The sequence below is a fragment of the Peribacillus sp. JNUCC 23 genome (genome assembly GCF_053653995.1).
In genome coordinates, this window is the sequence record NZ_JBSJXW010000004.1 from 1 (window position 1) to 13,431 (window position 13,431).

At 43.9% G+C, this 13,431-nt stretch carries 4 protein-coding genes, 25 tRNA genes and 3 rRNA genes; 3 read left to right on the forward strand and 29 right to left on the reverse strand.

The window, feature by feature from the left end; genetic code table 11:
- The 3 genes from JNUCC23_RS23270 to JNUCC23_RS23280 all read left to right on the forward strand — a co-directional run.
- Positions 1-1,215, forward strand: a 1,215-nt coding sequence (locus JNUCC23_RS23270; protein ID WP_062187062.1) for a replication initiation protein, incomplete at its 5' end; no start/stop codon positions are given.
- A gap of 342 nt (positions 1,216-1,557) precedes the next feature.
- The gene (locus JNUCC23_RS23275) at positions 1,558-2,355 is read left to right on the forward strand and encodes a ParA family protein (protein WP_454216418.1); all 798 of its coding nucleotides are present in this window, start codon (positions 1,558-1,560) and stop codon (positions 2,353-2,355) included.
- A complete protein-coding gene (locus JNUCC23_RS23280) occupies positions 2,339-2,623 on the forward strand; it encodes a hypothetical protein (protein WP_062187067.1) in 285 nt (94 codons plus the stop codon). Before JNUCC23_RS23275 ends, JNUCC23_RS23280 begins: the two co-directional genes overlap by 17 nt.
- Before the next feature lie 1,320 nt (positions 2,624-3,943).
- On the opposite strand, the gene JNUCC23_RS23285 is transcribed toward JNUCC23_RS23280, so the two are convergent.
- The 29 genes from JNUCC23_RS23285 to JNUCC23_RS23425 form a co-directional block, all read right to left on the reverse strand.
- Positions 3,944-4,717: a hypothetical protein gene (locus JNUCC23_RS23285; RefSeq protein WP_454216421.1), complete on the reverse strand. Its 774-nt coding sequence runs from the start codon at positions 4,715-4,717 to the stop codon at positions 3,944-3,946.
- 716 nt (positions 4,718-5,433) lie between these two features.
- Positions 5,434-5,507: transfer RNA gene (locus JNUCC23_RS23290), tRNA-Arg, on the reverse strand.
- A 10-nt stretch (positions 5,508-5,517) separates the two neighbouring features.
- Positions 5,518-5,608 (reverse strand) — tRNA-Ser (locus JNUCC23_RS23295).
- A 13-nt stretch (positions 5,609-5,621) separates the two neighbouring features.
- Positions 5,622-5,696, reverse strand: a tRNA-Asn gene (locus JNUCC23_RS23300).
- Between the two features lie 18 nt (positions 5,697-5,714).
- A tRNA-Ile gene (locus JNUCC23_RS23305) sits at positions 5,715-5,791 on the reverse strand.
- Between the two features lie 6 nt (positions 5,792-5,797).
- Positions 5,798-5,871, reverse strand: a tRNA-Gly gene (locus JNUCC23_RS23310).
- Positions 5,872-5,890: 19 nt separating this feature from the next.
- Positions 5,891-5,972: transfer RNA gene (locus JNUCC23_RS23315), tRNA-Leu, on the reverse strand.
- Positions 5,973-5,979: 7 nt separating this feature from the next.
- Positions 5,980-6,050: transfer RNA gene (locus JNUCC23_RS23320), tRNA-Cys, on the reverse strand.
- A 4-nt stretch (positions 6,051-6,054) separates the two neighbouring features.
- Positions 6,055-6,126: transfer RNA gene (locus JNUCC23_RS23325), tRNA-Gln, on the reverse strand.
- Positions 6,127-6,209: 83 nt separating this feature from the next.
- A tRNA-Tyr gene (locus JNUCC23_RS23330) sits at positions 6,210-6,293 on the reverse strand.
- Positions 6,294-6,308: 15 nt separating this feature from the next.
- Positions 6,309-6,381, reverse strand: a tRNA-Phe gene (locus JNUCC23_RS23335).
- Positions 6,382-6,424: 43 nt separating this feature from the next.
- Positions 6,425-6,501 (reverse strand) — tRNA-Asp (locus JNUCC23_RS23340).
- Between the two features lie 3 nt (positions 6,502-6,504).
- Positions 6,505-6,578, reverse strand: a tRNA-Met gene (locus JNUCC23_RS23345).
- A gap of 32 nt (positions 6,579-6,610) precedes the next feature.
- Positions 6,611-6,703 (reverse strand) — tRNA-Ser (locus JNUCC23_RS23350).
- A gap of 10 nt (positions 6,704-6,713) precedes the next feature.
- Positions 6,714-6,790 (reverse strand) — tRNA-Ile (locus JNUCC23_RS23355).
- 9 nt (positions 6,791-6,799) lie between these two features.
- Positions 6,800-6,876 (reverse strand) — tRNA-Met (locus JNUCC23_RS23360).
- A 32-nt stretch (positions 6,877-6,908) separates the two neighbouring features.
- Positions 6,909-6,984 (reverse strand) — tRNA-Ala (locus JNUCC23_RS23365).
- A 20-nt stretch (positions 6,985-7,004) separates the two neighbouring features.
- Positions 7,005-7,078 (reverse strand) — tRNA-Pro (locus tag JNUCC23_RS23370).
- A gap of 6 nt (positions 7,079-7,084) precedes the next feature.
- Positions 7,085-7,161: transfer RNA gene (locus JNUCC23_RS23375), tRNA-Arg, on the reverse strand.
- 14 nt (positions 7,162-7,175) lie between these two features.
- A tRNA-Leu gene (locus tag JNUCC23_RS23380) sits at positions 7,176-7,264 on the reverse strand.
- A gap of 15 nt (positions 7,265-7,279) precedes the next feature.
- Positions 7,280-7,351 (reverse strand) — tRNA-Gly (locus tag JNUCC23_RS23385).
- An 11-nt stretch (positions 7,352-7,362) separates the two neighbouring features.
- Positions 7,363-7,444 (reverse strand) — tRNA-Leu (locus JNUCC23_RS23390).
- 6 nt (positions 7,445-7,450) lie between these two features.
- A tRNA-Lys gene (locus JNUCC23_RS23395) sits at positions 7,451-7,526 on the reverse strand.
- A gap of 17 nt (positions 7,527-7,543) precedes the next feature.
- A tRNA-Thr gene (locus JNUCC23_RS23400) sits at positions 7,544-7,619 on the reverse strand.
- Between the two features lie 11 nt (positions 7,620-7,630).
- Positions 7,631-7,706 (reverse strand) — tRNA-Val (locus JNUCC23_RS23405).
- 4 nt (positions 7,707-7,710) lie between these two features.
- Positions 7,711-7,784 (reverse strand) — tRNA-Glu (locus tag JNUCC23_RS23410).
- A gap of 49 nt (positions 7,785-7,833) precedes the next feature.
- Positions 7,834-7,948, reverse strand: a 5S ribosomal RNA gene (gene rrf, locus JNUCC23_RS23415).
- Between the two features lie 71 nt (positions 7,949-8,019).
- Positions 8,020-10,955: ribosomal RNA gene (locus JNUCC23_RS23420) — 23S ribosomal RNA — on the reverse strand.
- A gap of 157 nt (positions 10,956-11,112) precedes the next feature.
- Positions 11,113-12,662, reverse strand: a 16S ribosomal RNA gene (locus JNUCC23_RS23425).
- Together the 16S, 23S and 5S rRNA genes with 25 tRNA genes alongside form the textbook arrangement of a ribosomal RNA operon.
- Positions 12,663-13,431: the final 769 nt, after the last annotated feature.

The window sequence follows — 13,431 nt, forward strand, 5'->3', positions numbered from 1 at the left end:
ATGTCTACATCGATTATGGAAAATCGAACCAGTCAACTTGTAACTAAATCTAATATTTTAATCGAAGCAAATTATAAACTCGGTGTGGTTGAGCAAAAAATTATTCTCTGTTTGGCCAGCAATATTCATCCCGAGGACTCGGATTTTAAATCATATACATTACCGATTAAGGAGTTTAATCGATTATTAGGCTTAAATGGTACGCCTAAATATACAGAATTAAGGCAAATTACTAAGGAACTCATGCAAAAGGTGTTTGAGGTTCGCATTGATAAGAAGGTTATCCAGGTAGCCTGGTTAAGTTATGTTGCCTATAACGAATCTGAAGGTACCATAGACGTTCGATTTGATCCATTCTTACGTCCATACCTATTAGAATTAAAAAAAGAATTTACGAGCTATAAGCTTGAAAATGTTGTTAAACTCAAGAGTTCTTATGCTATTCGGATCTATGAATTGTTAAAACAATACGAAAGGTTTCAAGAGAGGACGTTTTTTCTTTCAGATTTACGGAAGATGCTTGGCGCTGAAGATGTCTATCCTGCTTATGGAAACTTTAAACAACGTGTACTTTTACCGGCCCAAAAAGAACTTATGAAGAAAACGGATATTGCTTTCGAAATAGAAGTTGTAAAAAAAGGACGTAAAGTTGAAAAGGTTAAATTTCTAATAAAGTCCGCAAAACAACCTAAGATAGAAGAACTTGATATTTTTGAAAGTAATCTTGAAGAATTTAAGTTATCAAATAGCTTTTCAAAAAGCGTCAGAAAGCTAGGGAAAACATTAGGAATCCAGTTGTCCGATGAAGTGATTGAATCATGGGGGAAATATGGACAAGCAACTGTTATTGACCTATTAGAGAAAATACAAGATAGAAAAGATATCGAAAATCCTATAGGGTACATAACGAAAGTGTTACGTTCCTCAGGACCTAATGAAGGTATTGCATCATCTGAAAACATTCTTATGCATTTAATTTCAGATTTTAGAAAATCAAAAGATCCTTTACCGTATTGGTTTGTGGAAGAGAAATCAATCAGTGAAATACAGAGGTTTCTGGATGTGGGGCAAGCCAATGCTGTGCAGATTTTTGAAACGGTCAAACAAGACTTATACGAAACGCTTAATATTATGGAGCCTGAAAATACTACTTTAGAAAAAAAGGATATTGAAAAGGCGAAGATACAGATTGAAGATTGGTTAAAAGGAGTGTAGTTGCAAGCTAATTTTTAGTTTTTTGAATTTAAGAGGAAATAAAAGGAGTTGGGTATTTAAATGATACCAACCCCCCTTTTTTATTCTGTTTAAGGTATGTAAGTAGTACTATATATATTCTATCGAGTTTATCTTAAGAATATATATTATTCCAAAGAACGGCTAGTTAAGGAATTATAAATACAGCTTCAACACCTTAATGTCCCTGTATGAATGTTTGAAAAGTACGTATACAGCCTGATATATAAAGGTTTTTATCCCCCACTTAACAAGAAGGAGTTGTTCAACTATTATCGAATAAGGAAAGTAGGCAACAATTTTTAAAGAAGGAAGGTGCGAAGATTGGCCATTACCATTACAATGGGAATCCAAAAAGGCGGATGCGGCAAATCCACTACAACGGGCATATTATCCTATTTGCTAAAAGAAGATGGCTACCGTGTACTGGCCGTGGATATGGATTCTCAAGGAAACTTGACTGAATTTTTATCTGAACAACCATCTAATGAGTTTATGGGAAAATCTATATTAGAAGCGATGCAACAAAACGACGTAGAAAAGTATATTGTTTCTATCACCGATCATTTAGATCTGCTTCCTGCCAACAATTTTTTAGCTACATTTCCTCGCTGGATTTATACCGGGAAAACTTATCAAGGCGACACTCTCCCATTTAAGGGGAACCCTAGCTTAATCCTCGATCAAATTCTTGATCAAGTTAGGGATCAATATGATTTTATCGTAATTGATACCCCACCATCACTTAGTGAACAAACCACAAATGCCCTATGCGCAAGCGAACACATAGTTGTCATGTTTGAATGTTCAAGCTGGTGTTACTCGGCGATTCCTAATTTTATGGACTCTGTTGAAGGCGCTAGAAATTTCGGTCATAGAGATACACAAGTCGTTGGGATTTTACGCACCATGAACGATGTACGTAGAAACGATTCAAAAGCGTTTAAAGAAATGATTGAGGAGGACTATCCTAACGAAGTTTTTCAAACAACCATTACGAGAAAAGCACCAGTGGGCAGATTAGCTCTCTATGGATTTAATAGGAACCCAGAATTAAAAAAGGCATTAGACCAATACAACCGTTTCTACAAGGAGTTGATTGAGCGTGTCCAAAGTAAATGACATAAAAAAAATGAAACGTATGCAAAAAATAATCACCCCAACCCAAGCATTAGCCGAAATAGTAGGCGAAGAAGATACCAACGTTTATTCGAATAAAGAAATCAACGAAACAAGAAAGGATGAAATAAAAGTGGAAAGAAAACGCGTATCCTTCGATCTACGTACAGATCTACATAAAGAATTAAAAATGCAAGCCCTTGTCCATGAAAAAAACATCTATATTCTGATTGAAGAGGCTTTGGAGAAGTATTTGAAGGAGATTAAGTAGAAGACATTTTGCAAATTTACTTACCATGTGGCCAGACCGAAGCCTATTCAAGTAGCAAACTCTACTATGCTGCATGGAAAGAAGAAAAGAAGAAATCAACCATTCTTCCAACGAATAAACGTTTATTTCTTCTTTTCTTCTTTTCTTCTTTTCTTCTTTTCTTCTTTTCTTCTTTTCTTCTTTTCTTCTTTTCTTCTTTTCTTCTTTAATTGAACAGGGCGTTTTTTTGAATGTATGATTTTAGATATTTTCGTACATTCATTTCATTGATAACAATAGACCTTATCGTTAAAACAACAATATCGTACGCTAAATGTACGATATTGTAGGTAAATCATGAAAAAAAGAACGGACAGCCGTTGCGAACAGCGAAAGAAATCGAGGATATGGAATGGGCACTGCGACGCTATGGTTCCGATCAAGCTGCGGGAAGTAATTGAGGATTATACGGCTCATATGAGCGATACAGAATACCTGTTTCCGATCCGGAAGGGAAACAGGCGGTTTGGCTACAATTCCACACCTGTCAAAATTCAGAAGGTTCAGTAGCCCTAATACATAGATTGAAAAGACGTTTAAGGTAAAACTGGAGAATTATTGTGAAAAATGAATTGAAAGTAATAAATCTGCAAGGTCTTTTAAGGTCCTTTAAGGGGTGTTTATAACATCTGAAATCTTTATATTTACATTTGTACTCAAAAAAAGATAAAACGCCCTAGAAGGCCTAATAAACAGCATGAACGACGTATTTTTAAAAACATATTACAAAAACCATAAACAAAATCCCTATTTTTTTCGAATGCCCCCTTTTTGGAACCCTTCGAATCTATCTTCGGAACTTAAAAACACTATAAATAAATCAGCAAACAGCATCCTATAATTCTCACATCATTCGTATTTTTTACTCGTTCTACATCTTTTATCTCTAAACCACTATATCCATATTTCTTAATCTCTTCCCCAAACTAATCTCTCCATTTATACATAAACTTACTTGCTACTTCATCCACCCTCGGCCGGGGACAACTTTAGAGTACCAGAAGACCTCGGCTATGTTTACGTAGTATAGGCGAGGTCTTCTGGTGTTTACGAAAAAGGAGGAACCCGGCCGAACCCATAAATAGACAGGGATTTACTACAAAGTAAAACCGCAAATGAAACAGACATTGAGCTCTCTTTGAGATCTATCTTTGTTGTGGTGTGTTTTACGGTTTTTAAAGAGGATAATTTTATCTAAATTAGCTTGTTTTAAGATATTATTTCTTGTTTCAATGGCTGATTCTTTCATGGATTTCTTCTAAAGGAATAGCAAAGTAAGCCTTATCCAATTAGGTTTTTAAAAGTACCTGTGAAGAAGGCAGCTAAGGTCGTTCTGATTTTCCCTTTTTTAGAGGCTCTGATTGCTTGTTTAAAGGCAGCTATGGCCGTATATGTAATGATTTCAGGTTCTACTATGTTTTTTATCCCCTTTGTATCAAGAAAAACGCTTTTCCAAAGGTCTTCGATCGTAGCAGCATGATTAAAGAAAGGCTTAACAGCCTGGACAAATTCTTTTGGAACATAAGAAGCCGTAAAAGTAGAATCTAAATGCGTCTCCTTACGTTTATTTATCTTTTTAGTATTGCTAGTTTCTAAAAGATTACTAGTTTCTCTTTCAAAATTATGCCCTTCAACCTTACTGTCGCAAGGTTTCTCGTGATCCTCACAATACGTCAATTTTTCCTTTTTTAATACATCAATTGTATTAAAAATATAGACATTATGCCCTTTTCCACCTTTGGATTTAGCCGTATTTTCGACCGATAGGATCCCTAAATCCTTCGCTTTTCTCAACATTCGTTCAAAAGTTGATCGGCTTATACCAAAACCATTCCCTTTTTCATTGATGGCTCTTAATAGAGTGCCAATCTTTGCGTTAGCCACTCCAACATATTTAGCAGAGAATCGAACTAGGCGTTTGAACGCGACTAATTCCCCTTTAGTAAAATCTTTTTTATGTTCAGCCAGGAACATTTCAATGTGGTTGTTAAATTTTTTTACGGTTTTAAACTTGCTAAAGTCTTTAAAATTTTCAATTCTTCCAGCTACCAACATGGTTTTTCTTCCTTCCGAGAAGACAAAGAAAAAGGCATACTTTACCCTTTTACCAACCCCAGCCGGATTAGAAAAACGGTAAAATACACCTTTGGACGCCCTATTTTTAAAATCACTAAAAGTTAACGGTTGAAATTCTCTCTATAAACCCGTTATAATAGGCGTATCGAAATTGTTGTTTTTCCTGTTCCGGCTGTGGTGGTTGTGAAACAGGGTCAAAGTCATTTCCGTTAAAGGCGCCAACCTTTAACATATGGAAGTGGCTTTTTTATTTGTCCGTATCAAGTTTTTTATTTAATAGAATTATAAACCTACAAAACTAGCAAAGTCCAGATATTTAAGAGCTTTTCTATATAGGGACTAAAGCTAAAGGATATTAACCGCCTAAAAAACTGCCACCCATTCTGTTGTGTATTAACTTTTAAAAATTCATCGCCAGCCTACCACTACAAGCTTTCGTTTATCCCTGCCCATTTGGAAGGTTCCGAACTCATTCGCAACCCTTTCGGAACCTACACAAGAAAAAAATCATTTTTTAAAATAAATAATGCTGAGAAACGCATTATAATCAATTTATTTTTTGTTTTATGTATCATTTGTTCACTAGAGTGACCTAAAGTGCCATGAGACGAATGAATTGGTTCAATACGGTCTTGTTTTGCTCACAGACTGAAATGAACAAACAAAAAAAACTAACCTTAATTGGTTAGTTTTTACGCGCCTTAGAGGATTCGAACCTCTGACCGACGGCTTAGAAGGCCGTTGCTCTATCCTGCTGAGCTAAAGGCGCATCCTATGTGTGGCGGAGAAGGAGGGATTTGAACCCTCGCGCCGGTTACCCGACCTACACCCTTAGCAGGGGCGCCTCTTCAGCCTCTTGAGTACTTCCCCATATAAAAAAAAATGGCTCCGCAGGTAGGACTCGAACCTACGACCGTTCGGTTAACAGCCGAATGCTCTACCACTGAGCTACTGCGGAACAAAAAATATAGGATTATGGTGGGCCTAAATGGACTCGAACCATCGACCTCACGCTTATCAGGCGTGCGCTCTAACCAGCTGAGCTATAGGCCCATTTTTTGGAGCGGGTGAAGAGAATCGAACTCTCATCATCAGCTTGGAAGGCTGAGGTTTTACCACTAAACTACACCCGCAAAATATGTCTCGCTTCGATACCGGTGGCCGGGGTCGAACCGGCACTCCAAAAGGAACACGATTTTGAGTCGTGCGCGTCTGCCAATTCCGCCACACCGGCATGATTAAGGCAGCACCCGGATTTGAACCGGGGGTGAAGGTTTTGCAGACCTCTGCCTTACCACTTGGCTATGCTGCCATGACTGGGCTAGAAGGGATCGAACCTTCGCATGACGGAATCAAAATCCGTTGCCTTACCGCTTGGCTATAGCCCAATAATATAAAATAAATGGGTTCACAACCTTCTTCGGAAGTTCCGAAGACCTCTATTCTATCTTTAAACTACACAATGATGGAATGGTGGAGGGGGGCAGATTCGAACTGCCGAACCCGAAGGAGCGGATTTACAGTCCGCCGCGTTTAGCCACTTCGCTACCCCTCCGTATTAATCTAATGATGGCTCAGGACGGAATCGAACCGCCGACACAAGGATTTTCAGTCCTTTGCTCTACCGACTGAGCTACTGAGCCACACAATGTATATCAATAGTAGGTGACCCTACTAGAATAAAAATGGCGGTCCGGACGGGACTCGAACCCGCGACCTCCTGCGTGACAGGCAGGCATTCTAACCAACTGAACTACCGGACCAGATTGCGGGGACAGGATTTGAACCTGCGACCTTCGGGTTATGAGCCCGACGAGCTACCGGACTGCTCCACCCCGCGACGATATGAATTGTGTGATCTTTTTCAAAAAATGGAGGAGGTAGAGGGATTCGAACCCCCGCGGGATTTGACTCCCCTGTCGGTTTTCAAGACCGATCCCTTCAGCCGGGCTTGGGTATACCTCCGTATAAATAGTGGTGGATCTTGTAGGACTCGAACCTACGACCAGACGGTTATGAGCCGTCTGCTCTAACCAGCTGAGCTAAAGATCCTTCATGATTTGGTAGCGGCAGAGGGGATCGAACCCCCGACCTCACGGGTATGAACCGTACGCTCTAGCCAGCTGAGCTACGCCGCCAAATAAATAAGCGTATACAATAATCATAATAATGGTGGAGCCTAGCGGGATCGAACCGCTGACCTCCTGCGTGCAAGGCAGGCGCTCTCCCAGCTGAGCTAAGGCCCCATTATAAAAAAAGGTGATAATCGGGAAGACAGGATTCGAACCTGCGACCCCTTGGTCCCAAACCAAGTGCTCTACCAAGCTGAGCTACTTCCCGTCTATATGGCGCGCCCGAAAGGAGTCGAACCCATAACCTTCTGATCCGTAGTCAGACGCTCTATCCAATTGAGCTACGGGCGCGTATAAATATAAAATGGTGCCGAGGACCGGAATCGAACCGGTACGGTAGTCACCTACCGCAGGATTTTAAGTCCTGTGCGTCTGCCAGTTCCGCCACCCCGGCACTTACGAAAAGTAGAGCGGAAGACGGGATTCGAACCCGCGACCCCAACCTTGGCAAGGTTGTATTCTACCACTGAACTACTTCCGCGTAATAAATAATGCGGGTGAAGGGACTTGAACCCCCACGCCTCGCGGCGCCAGATCCTAAGTCTGGTGCGTCTGCCAATTCCGCCACACCCGCGATAAATGGTGAGCCATGCAGGATTCGAACCTGCGACCCTCTGATTAAAAGTCAGATGCTCTACCAACTGAGCTAATGGCTCGAAAACAAAAAAAAACCTGGTGCCGGCAAGAGGACTTGAACCCCCAACCTACTGATTACAAGTCAGTTGCTCTACCAGTTGAGCTACACCGGCACTATAGGTAATGGTGGAGGATGACGGGATCGAACCGCCGACCCTCTGCTTGTAAGGCAGATGCTCTCCCAGCTGAGCTAATCCTCCAATATGGTGACCCCTACGGGATTCGAACCCGTGTTACCGCCGTGAAAGGGCGGTGTCTTAACCGCTTGACCAAGGGCCGTATATAGTTGTAGAAAGAATAATAGCCCCTAATTTAATTAGGGGCTTAGCCTGGCAACGTCCTACTCTCACAGGGGAGACCCCCAACTACCATCGGCGCTGAAGAGCTTAACTTCCGTGTTCGGAATGGGAACGGGTGTGACCTCTTCGCCATCATTACCAGACTAAATTCAGTTAGAAGGTTTATTCCTTCAAAACTAGATAACAGAACTGAGAATCATCATTAAAATATATATTGGTTAAGTCCTCGATCGATTAGTATCAGTCAGCTCCACATGTCGCCACGCTTCCACCTCTGACCTATCAACCTGATCATCTTTCAGGGATCTTACTAGCTTACGCTATGGGAAATCTCATCTTGAGGGGGGCTTCATGCTTAGATGCTTTCAGCATTTATCCCGTCCGCACGTAGCTACCCAGCGATGCTCTTGGCAGAACAACTGGTACACCAGCGGTGCGTCCATCCCGGTCCTCTCGTACTAAGGACAGCTCCTCTCAAATTTCCTGCGCCCACGACGGATAGGGACCGAACTGTCTCACGACGTTCTGAACCCAGCTCGCGTACCGCTTTAATGGGCGAACAGCCCAACCCTTGGGACCGACTACAGCCCCAGGATGCGATGAGCCGACATCGAGGTGCCAAACCTCCCCGTCGATGTGGACTCTTGGGGGAGATAAGCCTGTTATCCCCGGGGTAGCTTTTATCCGTTGAGCGATGGCCCTTCCATGCGGAACCACCGGATCACTAAGCCCGACTTTCGTCCCTGCTCGACTTGTAGGTCTCGCAGTCAAGCTCCCTTGTGCCTTTACACTCTACGAATGATTTCCAACCATTCTGAGGGAACCTTTGGGCGCCTCCGTTACATTTTAGGAGGCGACCGCCCCAGTCAAACTGCCCGCCTGACACTGTCTCCCGCCCCGATAAGGGGCGCGGGTTAGAATTTCAATACAGCCAGGGTAGTATCCCACCGACGCCTCGACCGAAGCTAGCGCTCCGGCTTCACAGGCTCCTACCTATCCTGTACAAGCTGTACCAAAATTCAATATCAGGCTGCAGTAAAGCTCCACGGGGTCTTTCCGTCCTGTCGCGGGTAACCTGCATCTTCACAGGTACTATAATTTCACCGAGTCTCTCGTTGAGACAGTGCCCAGATCGTTACGCCTTTCGTGCGGGTCGGAACTTACCCGACAAGGAATTTCGCTACCTTAGGACCGTTATAGTTACGGCCGCCGTTTACTGGGGCTTCAATTCAAAGCTTCGCCTTGCGGCTAACCTCTCCTCTTAACCTTCCAGCACCGGGCAGGCGTCAGCCCCTATACTTCGCCTTGCGGCTTCGCAGAGACCTGTGTTTTTGCTAAACAGTCGCCTGGGCCTATTCACTGCGGCTTTTCCGGGCTATTCACCCTAAAAAGCACCCCTTCTCCCGAAGTTACGGGGTCATTTTGCCGAGTTCCTTAACGAGAGTTCTCTCGCACACCTTAGGATTCTCTCCTCGCCTACCTGTGTCGGTTTGCGGTACGGGCACCCTACATCTCACTAGAGGCTTTTCTTGGCAGCGTGGAATCAGGAACTTCGGTACTATATTTCCCTCGCCATCACAGCTCCGCCTTAATGGAAACGGGATTTTCCTCGTTTCCGGCCTAACTGCTTGGACGCGCATATCCAACAGCGCGCTTACCCTATCCTTCTGCGTCCCCCCATCGCTCAAACGATGTATAGGTGGTACAGGAATATCAACCTGTTGTCCATCGCCTACGCTTTTCAGCCTCGGCTTAGGTCCCGACTAACCCTGAGCGGACGAGCCTTCCTCAGGAAACCTTAGGCATTCGGTGGAAGGGATTCTCACCCTTCTTTCGCTACTCATACCGGCATTCTCACTTCTAAGCGCTCCACCAGTCCTTCCGGTCTAGCTTCAACGCCCTTAGAACGCTCTCCTACCACGGATACCATACGGTATCCATCCACAGCTTCGGTGTTACGTTTAGCCCCGGTACATTTTCGGCGCAGAGTCACTCGACCAGTGAGCTATTACGCACTCTTTAAATGATGGCTGCTTCTGAGCCAACATCCTGGTTGTCTAAGCAACTCCACATCCTTTTCCACTTAACGTAAACTTGGGGACCTTAGCTGGTGGTCTGGGCTGTTTCCCTCTTGACTACGGATCTTATCACTCGCAGTCTGACTCCCGAGAATAAGTATTTGGCATTCGGAGTTTGACTGAATTCGGTAACCCGTTGGGGGCCCCTAGTCCAATCAGTGCTCTACCTCCAATACTCTCATCTCGAGGCTAGCCCTAAAGCTATTTCGGAGAGAACCAGCTATCTCCAGGTTCGATTGGAATTTCTCCGCTACCCACACCTCATCCCCGCACTTTTCAACGTACGTGGGTTCGGGCCTCCATTCAGTGTTACCTGAACTTCACCCTGGACATGGGTAGATCACCTGGTTTCGGGTCTACGACCTCATACTCATGCGCCCTATTCAGACTCGCTTTCGCTGCGGCTCCGTCTTATCAACTTAACCTTGCATGAAATCGTAACTCGCCGGTTCATTCTACAAAAGGCACGCTATCACCCATTAACGGGCTCTAACTACTTGTAGGCACACGGTTTCAGGATCTATTTCACTCCCCTTCCGGGGTGCTTTTCACCTTTCCCTCACGGTACTGGTTCACTATCGGTCACTAGGTAGTATTTAGCCTTGGGAGATGGTCCTCCCTGCTTCCGACGGGATTTCTCGTGTCCCGCCGTACTCAGGATCCACTCAGGAGGGAACGAAGTTTCAGCTACAGGGTTTTTACCTTCTTTGACGGATCTTTCCAGATCACTTCACTTACCCCGTTCCTTTGTAACTCCATGTTGAGTGTCCTACAACCCCAAGAGGCAAGCCTCTTGGTTTGGGCTATCTTCCGTTTCGCTCGCCGCTACTCAGGAAATCGCGTTTGCTTTCTCTTCCTCCGGGTACTTAGATGTTTCAGTTCCCCGGGTCTGCCTTCAGTACCCTATGTATTCAGGTAAAGATACTGTTCCATTACGAACAGTGGGTTTCCCCATTCGGAAATCTCCGGATCAAAGCTTACTTACAGCTCCCCGAAGCATATCGGTGTTAGTCCCGTCCTTCATCGGCTCCTAGTGCCAAGGCATCCACCGTGCGCCCTTTCTAACTTAACCGAAGTTAATTAAAAAAAGAACTTACTATTTCAATGATGTCTTGTTATTTGTTATCTAGTTTTCAAGGAACAAAGTATAGAGAGATAATTCTCTCAAAACTAAACAAAGGCAGAAACGTCCATTTATTGAAGTATCTAGTACTTCATTTCATCCTTAGAAAGGAGGTGATCCAGCCGCACCTTCCGATACGGCTACCTTGTTACGACTTCACCCCAATCATCTGTCCCACCTTAGGCGGCTGGCTCCTTGCGGTTACCTCACCGACTTCGGGTGTTACAAACTCTCGTGGTGTGACGGGCGGTGTGTACAAGGCCCGGGAACGTATTCACCGTGGCATGCTGATCCACGATTACTAGCGATTCCGGCTTCATGTAGGCGAGTTGCAGCCTACAATCCGAACTGAGAATGGCTTTATGAGATTCGCTTACCCTCGCGGGTTTGCAGCTCTTTGTACCATCCATTGTAGCACGTGTGTAGCCCAGGTCATAAGGGGCATGATGATTTGACGTCATCCCCACCTTCCTCCGGTTTGTCACCGGCAGTCACCTTAGAGTGCCCAACTAAATGCTGGCAACTAAGATCAAGGGTTGCGCTCGTTGCGGGACTTAACCCAACATCTCACGACACGAGCTGACGACAACCATGCACCACCTGTCACTTTTGTCCCCGAAGGGAAGTCCCTATCTCTAGGGAGGGCAAAAGGATGTCAAGACCTGGTAAGGTTCTTCGCGTTGCTTCGAATTAAACCACATGCTCCACCGCTTGTGCGGGCCCCCGTCAATTCCTTTGAGTTTCAGCCTTGCGGCCGTACTCCCCAGGCGGAGTGCTTAATGCGTTAGCTGCAGCACTAAAGGGCGGAAACCCTCTAACACTTAGCACTCATCGTTTACGGCGTGGACTACCAGGGTATCTAATCCTGTTCGCTCCCCACGCTTTCGCGCCTCAGTGTCAGTTACAGACCAGAAAGTCGCCTTCGCCACTGGTGTTCCTCCAAATCTCTACGCATTTCACCGCTACACTTGGAATTCCACTTTCCTCTTCTGCACTCAAGTTCCCCAGTTTCCAATGACCCTCCACGGTTGAGCCGTGGGCTTTCACATCAGACTTAAGGAACCACCTGCGCGCGCTTTACGCCCAATAATTCCGGACAACGCTTGCCACCTACGTATTACCGCGGCTGCTGGCACGTAGTTAGCCGTGGCTTTCTGGTTAGGTACCGTCAAGGTACCAGCAGTTACTCTGGTACTTGTTCTTCCCTAACAACAGAACTTTACGACCCGAAGGCCTTCTTCGTTCACGCGGCGTTGCTCCGTCAGACTTTCGTCCATTGCGGAAGATTCCCTACTGCTGCCTCCCGTAGGAGTCTGGGCCGTGTCTCAGTCCCAGTGTGGCCGATCACCCTCTCAGGTCGGCTACGCATCGTGGCCTTGGTGAGCCATTACCTCACCAACTAGCTAATGCGCCGCGGGCCCATCTGTAAGTGACAGCCGAAACCGTCTTTCCATCTCTTCTCATGCGAGAAAAGAAATTATCCGGTATTAGCTCCGGTTTCCCGAAGTTATCCCAGTCTTACAGGTAGGTTGCCCACGTGTTACTCACCCGTCCGCCGCTAAATCAAGGGAGCAAGCTCCCTATCATTCGCTCGACTTGCATGTATTAGGCACGCCGCCAGCGTTCGTCCTGAGCCAGGATCAAACTCTCCAAAAAGTGTTTGACTTGCTCATTGTTTTTATAGTGTGTACTCACTTAATTAAAACGTTGACGTTTCTGCTTTGTTTAGTTTTCAAAGAACTATTAATTTGAGACAGAATAATAGTGTATCATTTTGTTCTCAAGTTGTCAAATGATTTTCCGAAATAATTTATTTCGTATCAGCGACAAGATTCATATTATCAAACACATTCGTTTTTGTCAACTTCTACGAAGAAATTAAAACAAAACTTTTTTTGTTAAAATTCCTTAACGTGACAAGAATTAATATATTAATATCTTTTTTTTAAAGAGTCAATAGAAAAAGTGGATATTAGTGTTTTGAAATTTTCCAAATGAATAAGCTCATCTTCCATTTTTAAAAATGGAGGAATATTCCTGTGGTATGTTCATTTTACATATAAACCCTTTATTTGTATTTTATGTGATTTTGGTATTCGGATAGCAATCACATTTTTTCTGTTGTTGTTTTACTGTTTTTTGTTTTATCTTGTTTTATCCTTGTTTTATACTTGTTTTCAGCCCCTCTGAAACCCTTGGTATGACTGGGTTTGACGGACCTAACTATAACAAAAATGGTGCCAACTATAACAAAAATGGTGCCAACTATAACAAAAATGGTGCCAACTATAACAAAAATGGTGCCTTAACTATAACAAAAATGGTGCCAACTATAACAAAAATGGTGCCAACTATAACAAAAAAAAACTTTTGTTATAGTTAAAAATTTGGCATAATCAGATGAACCCAAAGGGGGATTTTTTAA

Excerpts from the sequence above, each read along its gene's own strand:
- JNUCC23_RS23285 (WP_454216421.1), bottom strand. The coding sequence starts at position 4,717 with ATGTTGGTAGCTGGAAGAATTGAAAATTTTAAAGACTTTAGCAAGTTT.